We start from the raw sequence: 19438 nt of genomic DNA on the forward strand, positions 1-19438 counted from the left end.
CGGCAGCGAGCGGCGGAGCAGGCGGGCCAACGCGCCGCGGTCCAGCTCCGCCGTGGTGGGCTCGACGCGCACGACCCGCGCGCCACGGCCGGACAGGGCCGTGGCACACGCCGCCACCAGGGCCTGGTCGGGCGACTCGGCCGGAGCCAGCAGCAGCCACGTTCCCGACAGCACCGCCGGGGCGTCCAACAGTCCTGTCTCCCCCACCGAGGCATCCACCAGCGGGGCATCCACCAGCGGGACATCCACCAGCGGGGCTTCCACCAGCGGCTTCCAGGTGACGCGGTACCGCCAGTCGCGGACCGCCGCGCTGTCGACCTGCCGCCGCCGCCAGGCCGACAGCGCGGGCAGCACCGCGCGCAACGGCTGGTCGGCGTCGATGTCAGCGTCGAGAGTGGCGGTCAGCGCGGCCAGGTCCGCGCGTCGCACGGCGTCCCAGAACCGCTCCTCGGCCGGCCCCGCGCCGGCGGCCGGCGCCTGGTGCCCGCCGGGAGCCCGGCCATCGCCGAGCCAGTAGCGCCGGCGGCGGAAGGCGTAGGTGGGCAGGTCGACCCGGCGCGCCTCAACGCCGTTGAACGCGGCCCGCCAGTCGACCCGGACGCCGCGCACGTGGGCCTCGGCCACCGCGGTGAGGAACCGCCGCCGGCCGCCGTCGTCGCGCCGCAGCGAGCCGGTGGCCAGCACGTCGGCGCCGGCGTCCGCGGCGGTCTCCTCGATGCCCATCGTCAGCACCGGATGCGGGCTGGACTCGATGAAGGTGGTGTGCCCGTCCCGCAGCAGGGCACGGACCGCCGGCTCGAACAGCACGGTCCGTCGGAGGTTGCGGTACCAGTACCCGGCGTCCATCAAGGACGTCTCGACCGGGCCGCCGGTCACCGTGGAGTAGAAGGGGATCTCGGCCGGACGCGGGGCGATGCCGGCCAGCGCCTCGAGCAGCTCCGTTCGCACATCCCGGACATGCGGCGAATGCGAAGCGTAGTCGACCGGGAGCATGCGGGTGCGGACGTCCGCGGCGGCGCAGTCCGCCGCCAGGGCCGCCAGCACCCCGGGCTCGCCGGAGACGACCACCGAACGCGGCCCGTTCACCGCGGCCAGCCAGACCCGCTCACCCCAGTGCGGGGTGCGCCGGGCCACCTCCTGCGGTGCGAGCGCCACGGAGAGCATGCCGCCGCGGCCGGTCAGGGCCGCCAGCGCCCGGGAGCGCAGCGCCACGACCCGGGCGGCGTCCGGCAGCGACAGCGCGCCGGCCACGTACGCCGCCGCGATCTCACCCTGGGAGTGGCCGACCACGGCAGCCGGCCGGACGCCGTACTCGGCCCACAGCGCCGCCAGCGACACCATCACGGCGAACAGCACCGGCTGGACGACGTCCACCCGCTCCAGCTCCGCCGGCCCGCCACCGCCACGCAGGACGTCCAGCAGGGACCAGTCGACGTGCGGGGCCAGCGCGTCGGCGCACTCGGCGATCCGGGCGGCGAACGCCGGCGAGGAGTCCAGCAGCCCCGCCGCCATACCGGCCCACTGCGAGCCCTGCCCGGGAAAGACCAGCACCGGCCCGCCGGTGGGCCCGGCCGCGCCCCGGACGACCTCGACAGCCTGGACGGCCCCGGCACCCTGGACGGCCTCGGCCACCAGCGCGCCGTCAGGCAGCGGCCCGCCGTCGGCCACCGCGGCGAGGCCCCGCAGGAAACCTGCATGATCATCGGCCAGCACCACCGCGCGCCGCGCGAGCACGGCCCGCGTCGTCGCCAGCGAGTAACCGATGTCGGCGCGGTTCAGCTCGCCGTGCGCGGCCGCGTGCGCGTGCACACGCCGGGCCTGCGCCCGCAGCGCGGCGTCGGTGTGCCCCGAGATCACCCAGGGCAGGACGGTCCCGGCGGGACGCCTATCGGCGGTCTCCTCGGGGGCGGTCTCCTCGGGGGTGTTCTCCTCGGGGGTGTTCTCCTCGGGGGCGGAGCCGAGCGTCACCGGGGGTGCCGGCCTGTCGACCGTGTCCAGAATGACGGAGTCCAGGATGACGGACGTGTCGGCACCGACCGGTGCCGCGGTGGCCGATGTCACGCCGGCCGGAGCGGCGGGAAGCTGGGGTGCCGTGGGCCGCGCGGCGGCCTGTTCCAGGACGACGTGCGCGTTCGTGCCACTGATCCCGAAGGAGGACACCACGGCCCGCCGGGGCCGGTCGACGTCCGGCCAGGGGGTCGGCGCGGTCAGCAGCCGCACCGCCCCGGCGGCCCAGTCGACCTGCGAGGAGGGCTCGTCCACGTGCAGGGTCGCCGGCAGCAGACCGTGGTGCATCGCCAGCGCCATCTTGATCACACCGGCGACGCCGGCGGCGGCCTGGGTGTGCCCGATGTTCGACTTGATCGACCCCAGCCACAGCGGACGGTCCGCCGGCCGGTCACGCCCGTAGGTCGCCAGCAGCGCCTGCGCCTCGATCGGGTCCCCCAGCTTCGTCCCCGTACCGTGCGCCTCCACCACGTCCACCTCGGCCGCCGCCACCCGGGCATCCGCCAGCGCCCGTCGGATCACCCGCTGCTGCGCGGGCCCGTTCGGCGCGGTCAGCCCGTTACTCGCGCCGTCGGAGTTCACCGCCGACCCACGGAGCACCGCCAGCACCGGATGCCCGTTCCGGCGCGCGTCCGACAGCCGCTCCAACAGCAGCAGGCCCACACCTTCGGACCAGCCGGTGCCGTCGGCGGCGGCGGCGAAGGACTTGCAACGCCCGTCCGCTGCCAGCCCGCGCTGCCGGCTGAACTCCACGAAGGTGTTCGGCGTCGACATCACGGTCACGCCGCCGGCCAGCGCCAGCGAGCACTCCCCCCGCCGCAGCGCCTGAGCGGCCAGGTGCAGCGCCACCAGCGACGACGAGCACGCCGTGTCCAGCGTCACCGCCGGGCCGTGCAGGCCGAAGGTGTAGGCCACCCGCCCGGACAGCACGCTCCCCGTGGTGCCGGTCAGCAGGTAGCCCTCCCCGTCCTGCGCCGTACCGGCGGCGGCCGTGCCGTAGTCGTGGTACATCACGCCGGCGAACACGCCGGTGTCGCTGCCACGCAGGGCGGTCGGGTCCAGCCCGGCCCGCTCGAACGCCTCCCAGCTCGTCTCCAGCAGCAGCCGCTGCTGCGGGTCCATCGCCACGGCCTCGCGCGGCGAGATACCGAACAGCTCCGGGTCGAACTCGTCGGCGTCGTGCAGGAAGCCGCCCTCGCGGGTGTAGCTGCGTCCCGGGCGTCCGGGACGCGGGTCGTAGAGCGCGTCGACGTCCCAGCCGCGGTTCGTCGGGAAGGTCGAGATCGCGTCGGTGCCGGTGGACACCAGCCCCCACAGCTCCTCCGGGGAGGTGACCCCACCGGGATACCGGCAGGCCATCGCGATGATCGCGATCGGTTCCGCCTCGGTGGCGGGCGTGGTCACGGCCGCCGGGGCCGCGGTACCGGCGGCCGTGGCGGACGCGGTCGCGGCCTCGCCGCCGGGCACCTGTGTGAGCAGGTGCTCCACCAGCTCCGCGGGTGTCGGATGGTCGAACAGCACGGTGGCGGGCAGCCGCAGCCCCGTTGCCGTACCCAGCCGGTTGCGCAGCTCCACCGAGGTCAGCGAGTCGAACCCGAGTGCCCGGAAGGCCACGTCGTCGCGCACCACGGCCGCCCCGGCGTGGCCGAGCACGGCGGCCGTCTCGGAACGCACCAGCTCACGCAGCACCCGTTCCCGCTCGACCGGGCCGAGCGCGGCCAGCCCGCCCACGGCCGTGCCCCCGACGCTCCCGGAGCTCCCGGCCGTCCCGAAGGTCCCGGCCGTCCCGAAGTTCCCGGCGTCCGTACCGCCGTCGGTGCCCGCGGAGCCCTCTGCGCCCGCAGGGCCTCCGGCGCCCGCGAAGCCCTCAGCGCCGGGAGCGTTCCCGGCAGCGGTCGGGCTGCCGCCTGTGCGCGGCCGGCGCCCACCGGCGGTGGGCAGCAGGGCGCGCATCACCTCCGGCACCCCACCGATGGCAGCCTGCTCACGCAGCGCAACTAGATTCGTTCGCAAAGCGACCAGCAGGGCGTCGTCACGGACGAGGGCGTCGTCGAACAGGGCGAGGCCGGCCTGCTCGGGCAGGGCCGCGACACCGGCACGGGCCATCCGCCGCACGTCGACGGGCCGCAGGCCGCCGGCCAGGCCGGCGGGCTGGTCCCACAGCCCCCAGGCCAGGGACGTCGCGGCGAGCCCCGCCCGGGCGCGGTGGTGCGCCAGGGCGTCCAGGAACGCGTTCGCGGCGGCGTAGCTGCCCTGGCCGGCGGCCCCGACGAGGCCGGAGATCGAGGAGAACAGCACGAACGCCGACAGGTCGTGGTCCCGGGTCAGCTCGTGCAGGTGCCAGGCGGCGTCGACCTTCGCGCGCAGGACGCCACCGACCCGCTCGAGGGTCAGCGACTCGATGGTCGCGTCGTCGATGACCCCGGCGGCGTGCACCACCGCGCGCAGCGGATGCTCGGCGGGGATACCGGCCAGCAGCGCGGCGACCCCGGTCCGGTCGGCGACGTCACAGGCCACGACCCGCACGTCCGCGCCCAGCGCGGTCAGTTCGGCGACCAGGTCGCCGGCGCCCGCGGCCGCGGCGCCCCGCCGGCTGGTCAGCACCAGCCGGCGCACCCCGTGCCGGGTGACCAGATGCCGGGCGACCAGCCGGCCCAGCCCACCGAACGCCCCGGTCAGCAGCACCGTGCCGGTCCCGTCGAACCGGCGGGGCCACTCATCCGCGGCCGGGGCGGCCGGGGCGGCTGGGGTTGCCGGGGTTGCTGGGGTAGCTGGGGTAGCTGGGGTGATCGGGGCCGCTCGCACCAACGCGGGGACATACACCGTGGCGTCCCGCACCGCCAGCTGGACACGGTCGGTGACGAGCGCGGCGACGAACGCGTGCCAGGACGGCTCGCCTTCGTCACAGTCGGCGAGTACGAAACGGCCGGGGTGCTCCGACTGCGCCGAGCGCAGCAGCCCCCAGACCGCGGCACCGGCCAGATCGGTGATCGCGGACGCGCCGGCGCCGACCGCGCCGCGGGTCAGCACCACCAGCCTGGACGCGGCCAGCGACCGGTCGGACAGCCACGACTGCGCCAGCTCCAGCGCCCGCGTCACCGCGAGGTGGACGTCAGCGGGCCGGAGAGGGTCGTCCGCCGGAGAAGCCGGAGAGTTTTGTGCGGGTTCGTGCGCTGCGGGCCTGACAGGTGCGAACACCACCTCCGGCGTCACCGCGCCCGCCTCTACGGCGGCACGCAACGCGTCCAGGTCCGGGTAGCCGTCCAGCGCGATGCCCGCGGCGTCGACCGCCGCAGCCAGCGCGTCGATGGCCGGTCCCAACACCGCCCAGCGGCCCGCCGGCATGTCACCGTTCCGCGTGCCACCAGCCCGCGTGCCACCGTTCCGTGTGCCGCTCGCCGGGTCGAACTCGACCCAGTCGACCCGGAACAGGGCGTCACGGCCGGTGCCGCGGGCGTCCTGGAGCTGCCGCGGCCCCATCCGCCGGAACGCGACCTGCCGGATCCAGGCAACCGGCACGCCGGTGCCGTCGGCGATCGTCACCGACACCGCGTCCGGGCCGTGCGGTGTGATCCGTACCCGGGCGGTCGTGACGTTCGAGCCGTCCCGGGGCCGGCCGATGGTGAACCCGCTGAAGGAGAACGGCACGATCCCGCCGTCGCCGTCGTGCGGGCCCTCAGCCACGACCAGGTGCAACGCGGCGTCCACCAGCGCCGGATGCAGCGCGTACCCGCTGGCTCCGCCGGCACCGTTGACGCTGTCTCCACTGTTGACGCCGTCGCCGCCGGCACCAGTGGCACCGTCGCCACCGGTGACACTGTCAGGACCGGTGGTACCGGCTCGGCGGGTCTGCGCGGCTTCGGGCAGGACCACCTCCGCGAACAGCTCGTCCTGCCGGCGCCAGGCCGACCGGAGTCCCCGGAAAGCGGGACCGTAGTCGTAGCCGCGCCCGGCCAGCCGCTGGTAGAGGTCGTCGACCTGGAGCTGTTCGGCGCCCTCGGGAGGCCACACCTCGAGACCGGGCGGCGGCGCGTTCCCCTCCGGCGCGAGCACGCCCTCGGCGTGCAGCGTCCACTGCTGTTCGTCGGCGTCGCGGCCGTCCGCTGCGATGTCCGGCCGCGTGTACAGCCGCACGGAACGGCTCCCGGCGGCATCGGCCGCGTCCACGGTCACCCGGACGTGGACCGCGCTGTCCGCGGGGAGCGGCACCGGGCGGTGCAGGGTGAGCTCCTCCAGACGCCCGGCACCGAGGCGGCGTCCCGCGTGCAGCGCGAGTTCCGCGCAGGCCGTTCCCGGCAGCAGGACGGCCCCCATGATCGTATGGTCGGCCAGCCACGGCTGCTCCGGCACGGACAACCAGCCGGTGAGCAGCAAGCCGTCGGCCCCGGCCGGTGAGCTGCGCGCGCCGAGCAGCACCTCGAACGCGCGGCCCGCGGCGGTGACCGTGGTGCCGGCCTCGACGGCCACCGGTGCGGAGGTGGCTGCCAGGACGGAGGTGGTTGCCGGGGCGGGGGCCAGCCAGAAGCGTTCCCGCTGGAAGGCGTAGGTGGGCAGGTCGACGCGGCGTGCACCGGCTCCGGCGAAGATCCCCTGCCAGTCCAGCCGCACCCCCACGGTGAACAGCGTCGCGAGCGCGCCGGCCACGGCCTGGTCCTCGGGCCTGTCCCGGCGCAGCAGCGCGATCCGTGCCGTGGTGGCGGCCGCGGCCGCGGTGAGGCAGTCGTGCGCCATCGCGGTCAGCACGCCGTCCGGCCCGAGTTCGCAGAACCTCGTCACACCGGCCGTTTCCAGCCAGCGCACGCTGTCGTGGAAACGCACCGTCTCACGCGCGTGCCGCACCCAGTAGTCGGGGTCGGTGAGGTGCCGCGGGCTGGCCGGCTCGCCGGTGAGCCCGGAGACGATCGCGATCCGTGGCGGCGCGAACGTCACGGACCGCGCGACCTGCCGGAACTCCTCCAGCATGCCGTCCATGTGCGGGGAGTGGAAGGCGTGGCTGGTGCGCAGGCGCGCTGTCCGCCTGCCCTGTTCCCGCAGGACGCGCGCGATCTCGTCCACCGCCCGGGAGTCACCGGAGATCACGGTGGCCGCCGGGCCGTTCACGGCTGCGACGGCGACCCCTCCTCCGCGGCCTCCGCCTCCCTCGCCTCCCTCGCGGGCGGCCAGCAGTGCGGCGACCTCGGCCTCGCCGGCCGCCACCGACACCATCGCTCCGGTGGCGGGCAGGGCCTGCATCAGCCGGCCGCGGGCGGTGACCAGCGTGGCCGCGTCGGCCAGGGACAGCACCCCGGCGACGTGCGCCGCCGAGAGCTCACCGATCGAGTGCCCGACGAGGAAGTCCGGCCGCACGCCCCAGGACTCGGTCAGGCGGAACAGCGCCACCTCGAGGGCGAACAGCGCCGGCTGGGCGTACGCGGTCCCGTTCAGCGTCCGCGCTCCGGCCGTGCCGGGCTCGGCGAACATGACGTCGCGCAGCGGGCGGTCGAGGTGCCCGTCGAAGGCGGCGAACACCTCCTCCAGAGAGCGGGCGAACACTGGGGAGGCCTCGCGCAGCCGCCGGCCCATGCCCGGCCGCTGCGCGCCCTGGCCGGTGAACAGCATGGCCAGCTTCCCCCGGCCGGCGGCCGCGGCGGTGCCCTGGAGCACCGCCGCGGCCCGCGGTCCGCCCAGGGCGAGGCCGCGCAGTCCGGCGAGCAGTTCGCCGCGGTCCCGGCCGACGACCGCGGCCCGGTGCTCGAACGCGGACCGGCCGCTGGCCAGGGACCATGCCACGTCCGTCACGTCGAGGGCGGGGTGTTCCTCGACGTGGGAGCGCAACCGCTCGGCCTGCGCCCGCAGCGCGTCCGCACTGGTGGCGGACAGCACCCAGACACGCGCCGGGGCGGGGCCGGACGCGCCGGCGGCCGGTACGCCGCCGGGCAGGCCCTGACCGGCCGGCGGCTGGCCGGCGGGAAGATGATCGGCTGGGCCCCGGCCGGCGGGGCTCCGCTCGGCCGGCGCCTGCTCGACGATGGTGTGTGCGTTGGTGCCACTGATACCGAAGGACGACACGGCGGCCCGCCGGGGACGGTCACGCTCCGGCCAGGGCCGCGCCTGGCCCAGCAGGGTGACCGCGCCGGCGGACCAGTCCACGTGGGGGCTCGGCGTCCCGGCGTGCAGGGTAGCCGGCAGCAGGCCGTGGCGCATCGCCATGACCATCTTGATCACACCGGCCACGCCCGCGGCCGCCTGGGCGTGGCCGATGTTGGACTTCATCGACCCCAGCAGCAGCGGTTCGTCCGCGCTGCGGCCCTGCCCGTAGGCGGCCAGGACGGCCCGGGCCTCGATGGGGTCCCCGAGCGTGGTGCCGGTGCCGTGCGCCTCGACTACGTCCACCTCGTCGGGGGCCAGCCGGGCGTCCGCTAGGGCGTCGCGGATCACCCGTTCCTGCGCCGCGCCGTTCGGCGCGGTCAGGCCATTGCTCGCGCCGTCGGAATTGACCGCCGAACCCCGCAGGAGAGCCAGCACCGGATGGCCCGCTCGACGGGCCTCGGAGAGGGTTGTCAGCATCAGCAGGCCGACGCCCTCGGACCAGGCGGTGCCGTCCGCGTCCGAGGAGAACGGCTTGCACCGGCCGTCGGGGGCCAGCCCGCGCTGCTGGCTGAACTCCACGAACATGCCGGGGCCGGACATCACCGTGACCCCGCCGGCAAGCGCCAGCGTGCACTCGCCGCGCCGCAGCGCCGCCGCGGCCATGTGCAGGGCGACCAGCGACGACGAGCACGCCGTGTCAACGGTGATCGCCGGGCCGCGCAGGCCGAGGACGTACGCGATCCGGCCGGAGATCATGCTGAGCGTGGTGCCGGTCAGCAGGTGGCCGTGCAGGCCCTGCTGGGCCTGGTGCAGGCGCGGGCCGTAGTCCTGGGGCATGGCGCCGACGAAGACCCCGGTCCGGCTGCCGTGCAGCGCCTCGGGCGCGATACCGGCCCGTTCGACCGCCTCCCAGGCGGTCTCCAGCAGCAGCCGCTGCTGCGGGTCCATCGCCGCCGCCTCGCGCGGGGAGATGCCGAAGAAGCCGGGGTCGAACAGGGCGGCGTCGTCGAGGAAGCCGCCCGTGTCGACGTAGGTGCGCCCCGGCTCGGCCCGGCCGGGCCGGTACAGGGCGTCGACGTCCCAGTCACGGTCGGTGGGGAAGCCTCCGATGGCGTCCCGGCCGCCGGCGACGAGCTCCCACAGCTGCTCCGGGGTGCGCACCCCGCCGGGATAGCGGCAGGCCATCGCGACGATGGCGATCGGCTCGTCGGTGCCGGAGGCGGCACCTGCCGGAACGCCGGACACGGCGCCTCCCGGGACGGCGGCCTGACCGCCCGGGATCTCGCGGTTGAGATGACGTGCCAGGGCCAGTGGCGTGGGATGTTCGAACAGCACCGTGGCCGGCACCGGTACCCCGGTGGCCTCGGCCAGACGCTGGCACAGCCGGACGCCGGTGAGCGAGTCGAAGCCGAGGTCCCGGAACGCCGAGCCCACGTCGACGGAGTCCGGCGAGGTGTGCCCGAGCAGGACGGCGACGTGCCGGCCGACCAGGTCCGCGAGGATCTCCTCCCGCTCGGCGTCGGAGCGCCCGGCCAGGCTGTGGGCCAGCGCGACCCGCGGCTCCAGCTCCTCGACCGCCTCCGCCTCCGCCGCCTCCGCCGTCGCGGCCGTCGCGGCCGTCGCGGCCGTGATGACCGGACGGTCACCGGCGCCACCGTCGATCGGGCTGCGGCCACCGTCGCCGGGCGCGGACACGTCCACCCAGTGGCGCCGGCGGGCGAACGCGTACGTCGGCAGCCGCACCGGCCGGCGGTCCCGGTCGGCGAACAGCTCGTCCCAGTCCGGCGTGATCCCGTGGACGTGCAGGCTGGTGACGGCGGTGAGCAGCGCGTCGGGTTCGGGCTGGTCCTTGGCCAGCGCCGGCACCACGGCGATCTCCGGGGTGTGCGCGGACGGGGTGGCCAGGCAGTCCTGGGCCAGCGCCGAGAGCACACCGTCCGGGCCGAGCTCCAGGAACGCGGTGACGCCGTGCGCCCGCAGCTGCCGGACGCCGTCACGGAACCGGACCGCCTGGCGGACGTTGCGCACCCAGTATCCGGGTGCGCACAGGTCCGCGGCGGAGGCCGGCTCGCCGGTGACGGTCGAGACGATCGGGATGCGCGGCGGCGCGAACGACAGGCCCCGTGCCACCTCGCCGAACTCGGCCAGCATGCCGTCCACCAGCGGCGAGTGCGAGGCAAGGCTGATCCGCAGCCGGGTGGTCTTGCGTCCGGCGGCCTCGAAGTGGGCGGCGACGGCCAGGGCCGCCGGCTCCTCGCCGGAGATCACGGTCGCCGTCGGCGCGTTGACCGCGGCGATGCTCAGGTGCGCCTCGCGGCCGGCGAGCAGCGGCAGCACCTCCTCCTCTGTGGCCTGCAGCGCGACCATCGCGCCGCCGGAGGGAAGCCCGTGCATCAGCCGGCCGCGCGCGGCCACCAGCGCGCACGCGTCGGCGAGGTCCAGGACGCCGGCGGCGTGGGCGGCGGTCAGCTCGCCGAGGGAGTGGCCGAGCAGGAAGCCGGGCCGTAGGCCCCACCGCAGCACCAGCCGGCACAGCGCGGTCTCCAGCGCGAACAGCGCCGCCTGCGTGTAGTCCGTCCGGTTGAGCAGCGCGGCGTCCGGCGATCCCTCCGGGGCGAGGACGACGTCGCGCACCGAACGGTCGAAGTGGCTGTCCAGGTGTGCGCACACCTCGTCGAAGGCCTCGGCGAAGACCGGGAAGCGGCCGCGCAGCTGCCCGCCCATGCCCGGCCGTTGCACCCCCTGGCCGGCGAAGAGGAACGCCAGCACGCCGGCGTCGCCGGCGGTCCCACGCACCAGGCCGGGGAACTCCTGTCCCTCGGCCAGGGCGTCCAGGCCGCGCAGCAGGCCGGCCCGGTCCCGGGCGACCAGTCCGCCGCGGTGGCGGAAGGCGGTACGGGTGGTCGCCAACGAGTAGGCCACGTCGGCCGGTTCGAGCTCCGGATGATCGTCGAGGTGGGAGCGCAGCCGCTTCGCCTGCTCCCGCAGTGCCCGGGCGCCGCGGCCGGAGAGCACCCAGGGCACCGCCGGCGGCTCGCTCCCCCGTTCCCCCCGCGTGCCGTCACGCGTGACGGCACATGTGCCGTCGCCCCCGTCGTCGTGCGTGTCGTCGCGGGTGTGCTCGCGGGTGCCGTCCCGGCGGTCCGGCTCCGGCGCCTCGGTGAGCAGCACGTGGCAGTTGGTGCCGCCCATGCCGAACGCGCTGACGCCGGCGACGCGGCCGCGGCCCTCGTCCGGCCAGTGCTGCGTGCTCACCGCAACGGCCAGGTTCAGCGCGTCCAGCGGAATCCGCGGGTTCGGCGCCTGGAAGTTCAGGCTCGGGACGAATTCCCGGTTGCGGACGCAGAGGACGGTCTTCACCAGGCCGGCGATACCGGCCGCGCCGTCGAGATGCCCGATGTTGGTCTTGACCGAGCCCACCCGCAGAGGCGACCGGCCCGCCCTGGCGGCGGCGAGGGCTGCGCCGAGAGCGGCGGCCTCCACCGGGTCGCCGACCCTGGTCGCGGCCCCGTGCATCTCGACGTACTGCACGTCGCCCGGGTCGATGCCGGCCCGGGCGCACGCCTGCCACAGGACGTCCTCCTGCCCGGCCTGGTCCGGGGTGACCAGGGTGTCGCCACCGCCGTCGTTGTTGACCGCGCTGCCCAGGATCACGCAGTGGATCGGATCGCCGTCCGCCTGGGCCAGGGCGAGGGGTTTGAGGACGACGACGGCCCCGCCCTCGCCGCGGACGAAGCCGTTCGCGCGCGCGTCGAAGGTGTGGCAGCGCCCGTCGGGCGACAGCGCGCCGAGCCGGTCGACCGTCACGGTGCTCTCGGCGGCGAGCATGAGGTTCACTCCGCCGACGAGCGCGACGGAGCACTCCTCCCGCAGCAGGCTCTCGCAGGCCAGGTGGATCGCGACGAGCGAGGAGGACTGGCCCGTGTCGACGACCAGGCTCGGGCCGCGCAGACCCAGCTTGTACGACAGCCGGTTCGCGATGACGCTGCGGTGCAGCCCGGTCATGGTGTGCTGGCTGACCGCCGCCGGCCCGCCCCGGCGCAGCACGGTGGCGTAGTCGTCCCACATCGCCGCGACGAACACGCCGCCGCGGGTGCCGCGCAGCGTCCCGGGGACGATCCCGGCGTCCTCCAGCGCCTCCCAGCCGAGTTCGAGCATCAGCCGCTGCTGGGGGTCCATCGTGGCGGCCTCGCGCGGGGAGATACCGAAGAACTCCGCGTCGAACCGGTCGACCTGCTCGAGGAACCCGCCCTGCCAGCCGCCGGGGCGGGACAGCTCGCCGTCGAAGGGGCCGGGCGGGCCCCAACGGTCCGCCGGCGCCTCGGTGATGGCGGACGTCCCGCCGCGCAGCAGCCGCCAGAAGGCGTCGGGGCCGGGTGCCGCGGGCAGGCGGCAGGACATGCCGACAACGGCGATCCGGCGGTCCGGGCGCACCGACGGCACGTCCGGGACGGCTTCGGAACCGCTCATCGCCACCTCCGACTGGTACAAGGCCACCTCCGGTCGAAACAGGGAAAAGCCGTGCCGCCGACGTCGTCCACCTGATTTCCCGGCGGTTCGACGGCCCGGCGGCCCGACGGCCGCCGGTAGCAGACCGCCCACCGCGGGGGAACCACGTCACGGCCGACCGGGAACAAAAGCGGTACAACATCCGGAACAAACATCACCATGGAATGGCGGCACATCACGACTGAACTACCGAACAACCAGGAAATGATTATGACAGAATCGCTGCGACGAGCCCGGGTGGGCGGATCGGTCACGAAAGAAGACAGAAACGGGAGAAGTCAGCCGCAGAACCGCGCGAGACGGTCCAGGATCGTGTGGACGACGGCCGGGCGGTGTTCGGTCAGGTAGAAGTGGCCACCGGGGAAGACCGCCATCTCGAACCGCGCCGTGGTGTGGTCCGCCCAGGCCCGGGCGTCGTCGGCCGTGACCTTCGGATCGCTGTCCCCGACCAGGGCGACGATCGGGCAGGCCAGCTTCGGCCCGGGCTGGTAGCGATATGTTTCGGCCGCCTTGTAGTCACTGCGGATCACCGGCAGCACGAGGTCGAGCAGTTCGCTGTCGCCGAACACCTTCTCCCCGGTTCCGCTGAGCGCTTTCAGCTCGGCCAGCAGCAGGTCGTCCGGGCCGCGGTGGATGTTCTCGGCCCGCTGCCGGGAGGGCGCGCGGCGGCCGGAGACGAACAGCGCCGCGACGGTCACACCGGCACCCGCCAGCCGCCGGGCGACCTCGAAGGCGACGGTGGCGCCCATGCTGTGCCCGAACAGGGCCAGCGGCCGGTCGGTCCAGCCCGCCAGCGCCTCGACGAGGTGGTCGGCAAGCTCCCCGACGTCCTCCACGCAGGTCTCGCTGCGCCGGTCCTGCCGGCCGGGATACTGGGCCGCCAGCACCTCGACCGATGCCGGCCGCGAGGCGGACACCGGCGCCTGCGCCGATGCCGGCATCAAGACCGGTATCGAGGCCGGTATCGAGGCCGGCGCAGAAGCGGACAGCGCCCGCGAGACCGGGAAGTAGAAGCTCGCCGAGCCACCGGCGTGCGGCAGGCAGAGCAGCCGGGCGGTGGCGTGCGGCACCGGGTGGAAGCGCCGCAGCCATGCTTCACCGGTGCGGGTGGTCGTCGTCATCGGGCTCCTCGGAAAACACCAGTGGGCACGGGTCCGCCGGCCGGCCCCGAAGCGCCGGGAACCCCGGGCCCGGAAAAGAACCTCGGACGCGGGCCGGTCACACGACCAGCCCGCCGTCCACACCGAATACCTGGCCGGTGATGTAGCCGGCCCGGTCGGAAAGGAGGAAGGAGACGAGGGCGGCCACGTCGTCCGGGCTCCCCACCCGGCCCAACGGAATACGCTCGACGAGCCGCTCGCGCAACGGCCCGAGACCGCTGATCATGTCGGTGTCGATGAGGCCGGGCGCGACCGCGTTGGCCCGTATCCCGAACGGCCCGCACTCCTTCGCCAGCGCGCGGGTGAAGCCGATGACACCGGCCTTGGACGCCGCGTAGTTCGTCTGTTTCGCGCTGCCGTGCACACCCGCCACCGAGGACATCGTCACGACACAGCCGGTACGGCGTTTCATGAAGGAGAAGATTGCCGCCCGGCAGATGTTGTACGTGCCGTCGAGGTTGGTGCCGAGCACGGTCCGCCATTCGTCGTCGGTCATCCGCACCAGGGGGTTGTCCCGCACAACACCGGCGGAGGCGACCACCGCGTCTACCGGCCCGAGCTCGTCCTCGGCGGCGGAGACCAGCGCCCGGGCTTCGCCGGCGTCCGCGATGTCCAGTTTGCGGGCGATCACCCGTCCGCCGTGGGCCGCCGCCTCGGCGACGGCCTCCTCCGCGGCGTCGGGACGGCTGTGGTAACAGAACGCCACGTCGAAACCGTCGGCGGCCAACTGCCGCACCACGGCCCGCCCGATGCCGCGGGAACCACCGGTCACCACGGCGACCGGACGGATGTCGCCGGGCACGTCAGGTCCCCCCGAGTTTGGCCGTCAGCAGATCGTAGATCCCGTTCAGCGAGGTGATGCTGGCGAACTCCTCGTCCTTCACCCTGATGCGGTAGCGCTTCTCCAGACGCACCACTATCTCCAGCGCCATCAGTGAGTCGAGGTCGAGCTCGCCGACGAAGTCGGCGTCGTCGGTCACCTCGGCCGGCGACCGTTCGAGGGTGTCCGCGACGAGGGCGCGCAGCTCCTCCCGGTCCACCGCGATCTCCAGGTTCCTGGTCATTTATCGCATCCTTTTTCTTCTTTTTCCGCTTTTTCTCGTCACGCCTGGCCCGGTTTCCCGTTGTGCCTGTTCCGGACGGCCGAAAGCAGCGCGATCACGTTTCCGCCGGGCCGTGGGCCCGTTCTTCCCCGCGGTGCCGCGGGCCTGTTCGTCTCCGTCTCGTCACCGGCCGGCGTCCTCGGGCCACCCCGCCGGGCGGGACCGGCGGAGTGTCACGTCCCGATCAGTTCGCCGCCGTCGACACCGATCACGTTTCCCGTCACCCAGGACGAATCGCTGGCGGACAGGACGACGATCGCCTCACCGACGTCCTCGGGCCGGGTCAGCCGCCGGTGCGGATTGCGGGCGAGGCAGGCGTCGTCGAACTGCGCGCTGCCCGGGATCTTCCGGAACGCGGGCGTGATCGTCGTGCCGGGGCGCAGCGCGTTGACCGCCACCCCGCGCGGCGCGAGCTCCACGGCGAGTTGCCGGACGTGCGACTCCAGCGCCGACTTGGCCGCCGAGACGGCCCCGTAGCTGGGAATCACCAGGGAGCTCCCGGCGCTGGTCAGCGCATAGATCTTGGCGCCGGCCCGCAGCAGCCCGGCGGCCAGCAGATCCTGCGTCCAGTAGACGAGGCTGTGCGCCATCACGTCGAGGGTCATGGCCATCTGCCTCGCCGTGATGGTGCCACCGCCCCGCGCGTCGGGCACAGCCGTGACCGTGGCCGTGGGCACATCCGTGGCCGTGGGCGGGGGCACGAAAGGCAGCAGCGAGCCGAAGGCGACCGAGTGGACCACGACGCGCAGCCCGGCGTCACCGGTCAGCTCAGCGATCCGGGGCACCAGGTCGGCACGAGTGGCTGCGGCGGCGACATTACGGTTGAAGAAATGCGCGGCGACACCTCGTTCCCGCAGTTCCGCGGCCAGTTCCCCGGCGGCTTCCTGCCCGTCGGCGGTGTCGAGGTGAATCCCGATGACGTTGCCGCCCTCCGCGGCCAGCGCGCGGGCCGTGGCCCGCCCCATGCCGCTGGACACACCGAGGACCAACGACCAGGAATCCTTGAGCGGTACCAGCACGGTCAGCCCCCGGTGGTCGCTCGACGAACCGACGCGCCGGTGTCGACGGCCGACGTCGGATCAATATCCGAGAAATAATCCAATCGAATCCGCTCCGCAGGGGAGCGCCTGTCCACCCGCACCATCAGTTTCATGTTCGAGTTATCACCAATCGCCAGGACGACCGGGCATATGAAATCATTCGCCATCTTTATCGCTGCTCCGGGGACCCGGGAATCCGGGAGTCCGGGCCGCTGCGACGGCGCGAAAAAATCCTGATCGCGCCATCGGGCGGCCCGCCGGCGTCCCTGATGATCCGGATCGCGCGGCGATGAGCGGTGTGTGCCCGTCGCCATGCGATCCACTGATGATCCGGAAATTCCGGCCCACGGTGGCACGAAAGGAACATGCTCGTGTCACCGCCGGCCCGCCGGAGCGGGTTCACCGTCAACCGGAACCGATCAACCGACCGGAACCGATCAACCGAACCGTGGTGACACTGCGTGACAGTAGCACCGGGCGGCCACGAAAGCGCGCAGCCCTGTCAGCACGGTGTGGCGACACAGCGTGACCGCCTAACATGGTTACGCGCTGTAGCGGCGTGGACGGGCCCGCCCGATGTCGCCCCGGTGACCGCAACCTAGCCCCGCGACCCGCCGGAACGCCAGGACAGCCGCCTCCCGGCCGGCCACGGAGCACCCCGTCCCGACCGGCCGCGGCCCGGCACCCGGACGCATTCCACCACCAACCCGCATACATCGGCGATCCGACCGGAAAACAGCCCGGCGCGCGCACCGGCGAAATTTCCACCGGATGACGTGATTTTCCGCCGAACGGGACACGAGCGGCCACCCGACGTACACCACGGCTCCGGACGAACACCCGTACTCACGGCAGCCGGGAACGGCCGGATCCCAACCCGGGAACATCCGGAAGGAAGAACATCGGCATGCCGCCGGACAAACGGTTCTGTTTCACCGGGCCCCGGCCGGGACACCAATCTTCGGCTAGCATTTCGCTGAGCACGTGATGTCCGGCGGAATGGTGGGAGGTTTTACGTCATGTCGTTCCCGAAAATAGGACGAACGGTGGATGGTGTTCTCGGTGCGCCGGCCCAGGTCGCCGCCCAGGTGGCCGGCGTCGTCCAGCTGCCGAACATCGACGACTGGAAGGCTCGCCCGAGCGCCGAGCATCCCCGTCCCGTGGTGCTGGTACACGGCACCTTCGGCAACGCCCGCGACTACTGGATCACCACCGCGCCCGTGCTCGCCGCGGCCGGATTCACCGTGTTCCGGCTGGACTACGGCGCCCTGCCCGGAATACCGGTCCTGCACGGCCTGGACTCGATCGAGAAGTCGGCCCAGCAGCTCGCCGCGTTCGTGGACAAGGTGCTGGCCGCCACCGGCGCCAGCCAGGTCGACATCGTCGGCCACTCACAGGGCGGCATGATGCCGCGTTACTACATCAAGTTCCTCGGTGGAGCGGGCAAGGTGAACCGGCTGATCTCGCTCTCCCCGTCCAACCACGGCATGGCGGAGAACGAGCTGGTCACGCTGGCCAAGCAGTTCCCCGGCGCCGAGCAGCTGATCGGTTCGACCATGCCGCCGGCCTGCGCCGACCAGACCATCGGCTCCGTGCTGCTGACCAAACTCAACGGGGATGGAGAAACCGTGCCCGGCGTCCAGTACACGGTCATCGCGTCCAAATTCGATGATGTCGTCACGCCCTATGCCTCGGCGTTCCTGAACGGGCCGGGCGTGCAGAACATCACGTTGCAGGACCTGTACCCAGTCGATATCAGCAACCATGGTGCCATGGCGGCCAACCCCATGGTCTTCCGCGAAGTCGTCAAACACCTCAACACCCCGAGCAGCACCGCGGCCGGCGCAGCCCGCGCATAGCACGAAGGCACGTGCTGTGCACAGCACAGGAGCACGTGCTGTGCACAGCACAAAGGGCACGTCCCGCGCACAGCACAGGGGCACGTCCCGCGCACAGCACGATGGCGGGCATCTCTCGCGCACAGCAGCACGGCCCCGGCGCGTCCCACGTCGACGAGGCACAGCGACGGAACACAGGCGAGATACAGAAAGGAAGGCCGGATGGCCGGCGAGCGGTTGAGCGGGCTGGACATGGCATTTCTGAAACTGGACGACCGGACGGCCCCGATGAACATCGGCGCGCTGATGATATTCGAGCCGGACCACCCCGTCGGTGTCGAGAAACTGGTCCGTCTGCTCAGCGAGCGGATGAGCGGTTTCCCCCAGTTCCGGCAGCGCCTCCGGTCGACGGCGCTACCGCCCGCCGCCGCGGAATGGGTCGAGGACCCGCAGTTCCAGGTGGAGGCACACATCCGGGTCTGCTGTCTGCCGCCCCCCGGAACGCGCGACCAGCTCACCGAATACACCGCCAGCGCGATGGCGTCCCAGCTCAATCCGGCCCGGCCGCTGTGGGAAGCACATGTGATCACTGGACTGTCCGACGGACGCTTCGCGTTCCTGCTCAAAACACATCACGCCGTCACCGACGGCCAGGGCGGCGTCCGCCTCTTTTCCGCGATGTACGACGAGCCCACCGCGCTCGGCAACGAAGGGAACGCCCTCGCCTGCGACACCGCAACGGCTCCGTCAGCCACGGCCAGGTCCTCCGCGGCCGGGTCGACGGCCACGGGCGGGCCGGTGGCGGGCGCGCCCGTGGCATGGCGCTTGCTGCCCCGGCCGGACCAGTGGCTCAGCGCGATCCCCACGCTGGTCGCCGGCCCCTCCCTGATCGCCGGGCAACTGGTCGAGACCAGCCGCCGGACCACACGCGAACTGGGCATCGCGGCGTCGGTACTGCGCAGGGCACGCCTGTCCGCGGTGTCCTCCGTGGTGGGAAAACCGTCCCTGCCGGGGAAACAGTCGGAAACGCCGCCGGAGCGGCGGCTGACCCTCGTCCAGCTGGATCCGGGCGCGGTCCGGCGGGTCCGGCAGCGGCACCGGGTCATGACCCACGAGGTCGTCCTCGCCGTGCTCGCCGGGGCGCTGCGGGACTGGCTGGACTCCGGCGACCGTGGGCTCGGCGGAGCCGCGCCGCGGGCGCTCATCCCGGTCGCGCTGCGCCCCGACGCCGCGGGGCCGGGGCAGGGGCCGGGTAACAACCTGTCCGGATACCTGTGCGACCTGCCGGTGTCCGAACCGGACCCGGTACGGCGGCTGCGGGCCGTCCGCGTCGCCATGGAACGCAACAAGGCCGCCGGCCCCTACCGCGGGGCCGGCGCGTTCCCGCTGCTGGCCCACTCGCTGCCCGCCGCGGTGCACCATCTCGTCGCGCCGCTGGCCGGACGCGGCGCCAACCTGCTGTTCGACATCGTGGTGAGCAACATCCCGGGATCGAACAGAACCCCGCGGCTGGCCGGCGCCCCGATGCGGGAGCTCTACGGCATCGTGCCGCTCGCCCGCGGGCACGGGCTCAGCGTCGCCGTGACCAGCGGCCGCGACTTCATCGGCATCGCCCTGCACAGCGACCCCACCATCCAGCCGGGCATCACCGCCCTCAGCCGCGCACTGCCGCGCGCCCTGGCCGACCTCGCCCCGCCGCCTCCCCCCGTACC

At 73.5% G+C, this 19438-nt stretch carries 8 protein-coding genes; 2 read left to right on the plus strand and 6 right to left on the minus strand.

Features of this window, described 5'->3' with window-relative positions:
- The 6 genes from AC5LSR_RS08180 to AC5LSR_RS08205 all read right to left on the minus strand — a co-directional run.
- A partial coding sequence (locus tag AC5LSR_RS08180) for a type I polyketide synthase (protein ID WP_493468315.1) occupies positions 1-12546 on the minus strand: 12546 nt, incomplete at its 3' end.
- 317 nt (positions 12547-12863) lie between these two features.
- A complete protein-coding gene (locus AC5LSR_RS08185) occupies positions 12864-13706 on the minus strand; it encodes a thioesterase II family protein (protein WP_250284266.1) in 843 nt (280 codons plus the stop codon).
- 97 nt (positions 13707-13803) lie between these two features.
- Positions 13804-14547 (minus strand): 3-oxoacyl-ACP reductase FabG, encoded by a 744-nt coding sequence (gene fabG, locus AC5LSR_RS08190; protein ID WP_250284268.1) that lies wholly within the window; start codon positions 14545-14547, stop codon positions 13804-13806.
- Between the two features lies 1 nt (position 14548).
- Complete coding sequence (locus tag AC5LSR_RS08195) at positions 14549-14809, minus strand: acyl carrier protein (RefSeq protein WP_250284269.1); 261 nt, start codon at positions 14807-14809, stop codon at positions 14549-14551.
- Positions 14810-15021: 212 nt separating this feature from the next.
- Complete coding sequence (locus AC5LSR_RS08200) at positions 15022-15867, minus strand: SDR family oxidoreductase (RefSeq protein ID WP_250290935.1); 846 nt, start codon at positions 15865-15867, stop codon at positions 15022-15024.
- Between the two features lie 2 nt (positions 15868-15869).
- Positions 15870-16202 (minus strand): hypothetical protein, encoded by a 333-nt coding sequence (locus tag AC5LSR_RS08205; RefSeq protein ID WP_250290933.1) that lies wholly within the window; start codon positions 16200-16202, stop codon positions 15870-15872.
- 732 nt (positions 16203-16934) lie between these two features.
- Between AC5LSR_RS08205 and AC5LSR_RS08210 the strand changes: the two genes are divergently transcribed.
- Positions 16935-17747 (plus strand): esterase/lipase family protein, encoded by an 813-nt coding sequence (locus tag AC5LSR_RS08210; RefSeq protein WP_445548337.1) that lies wholly within the window; start codon positions 16935-16937, stop codon positions 17745-17747.
- 201 nt (positions 17748-17948) lie between these two features.
- Positions 17949-19438: wax ester/triacylglycerol synthase family O-acyltransferase (locus AC5LSR_RS08215; protein WP_493468316.1), on the plus strand; the 1490-nt coding region annotated here is incomplete at its 3' end.

Source organism: Protofrankia sp. CiP1_Cm_nod4 (genome assembly GCF_982290645.1).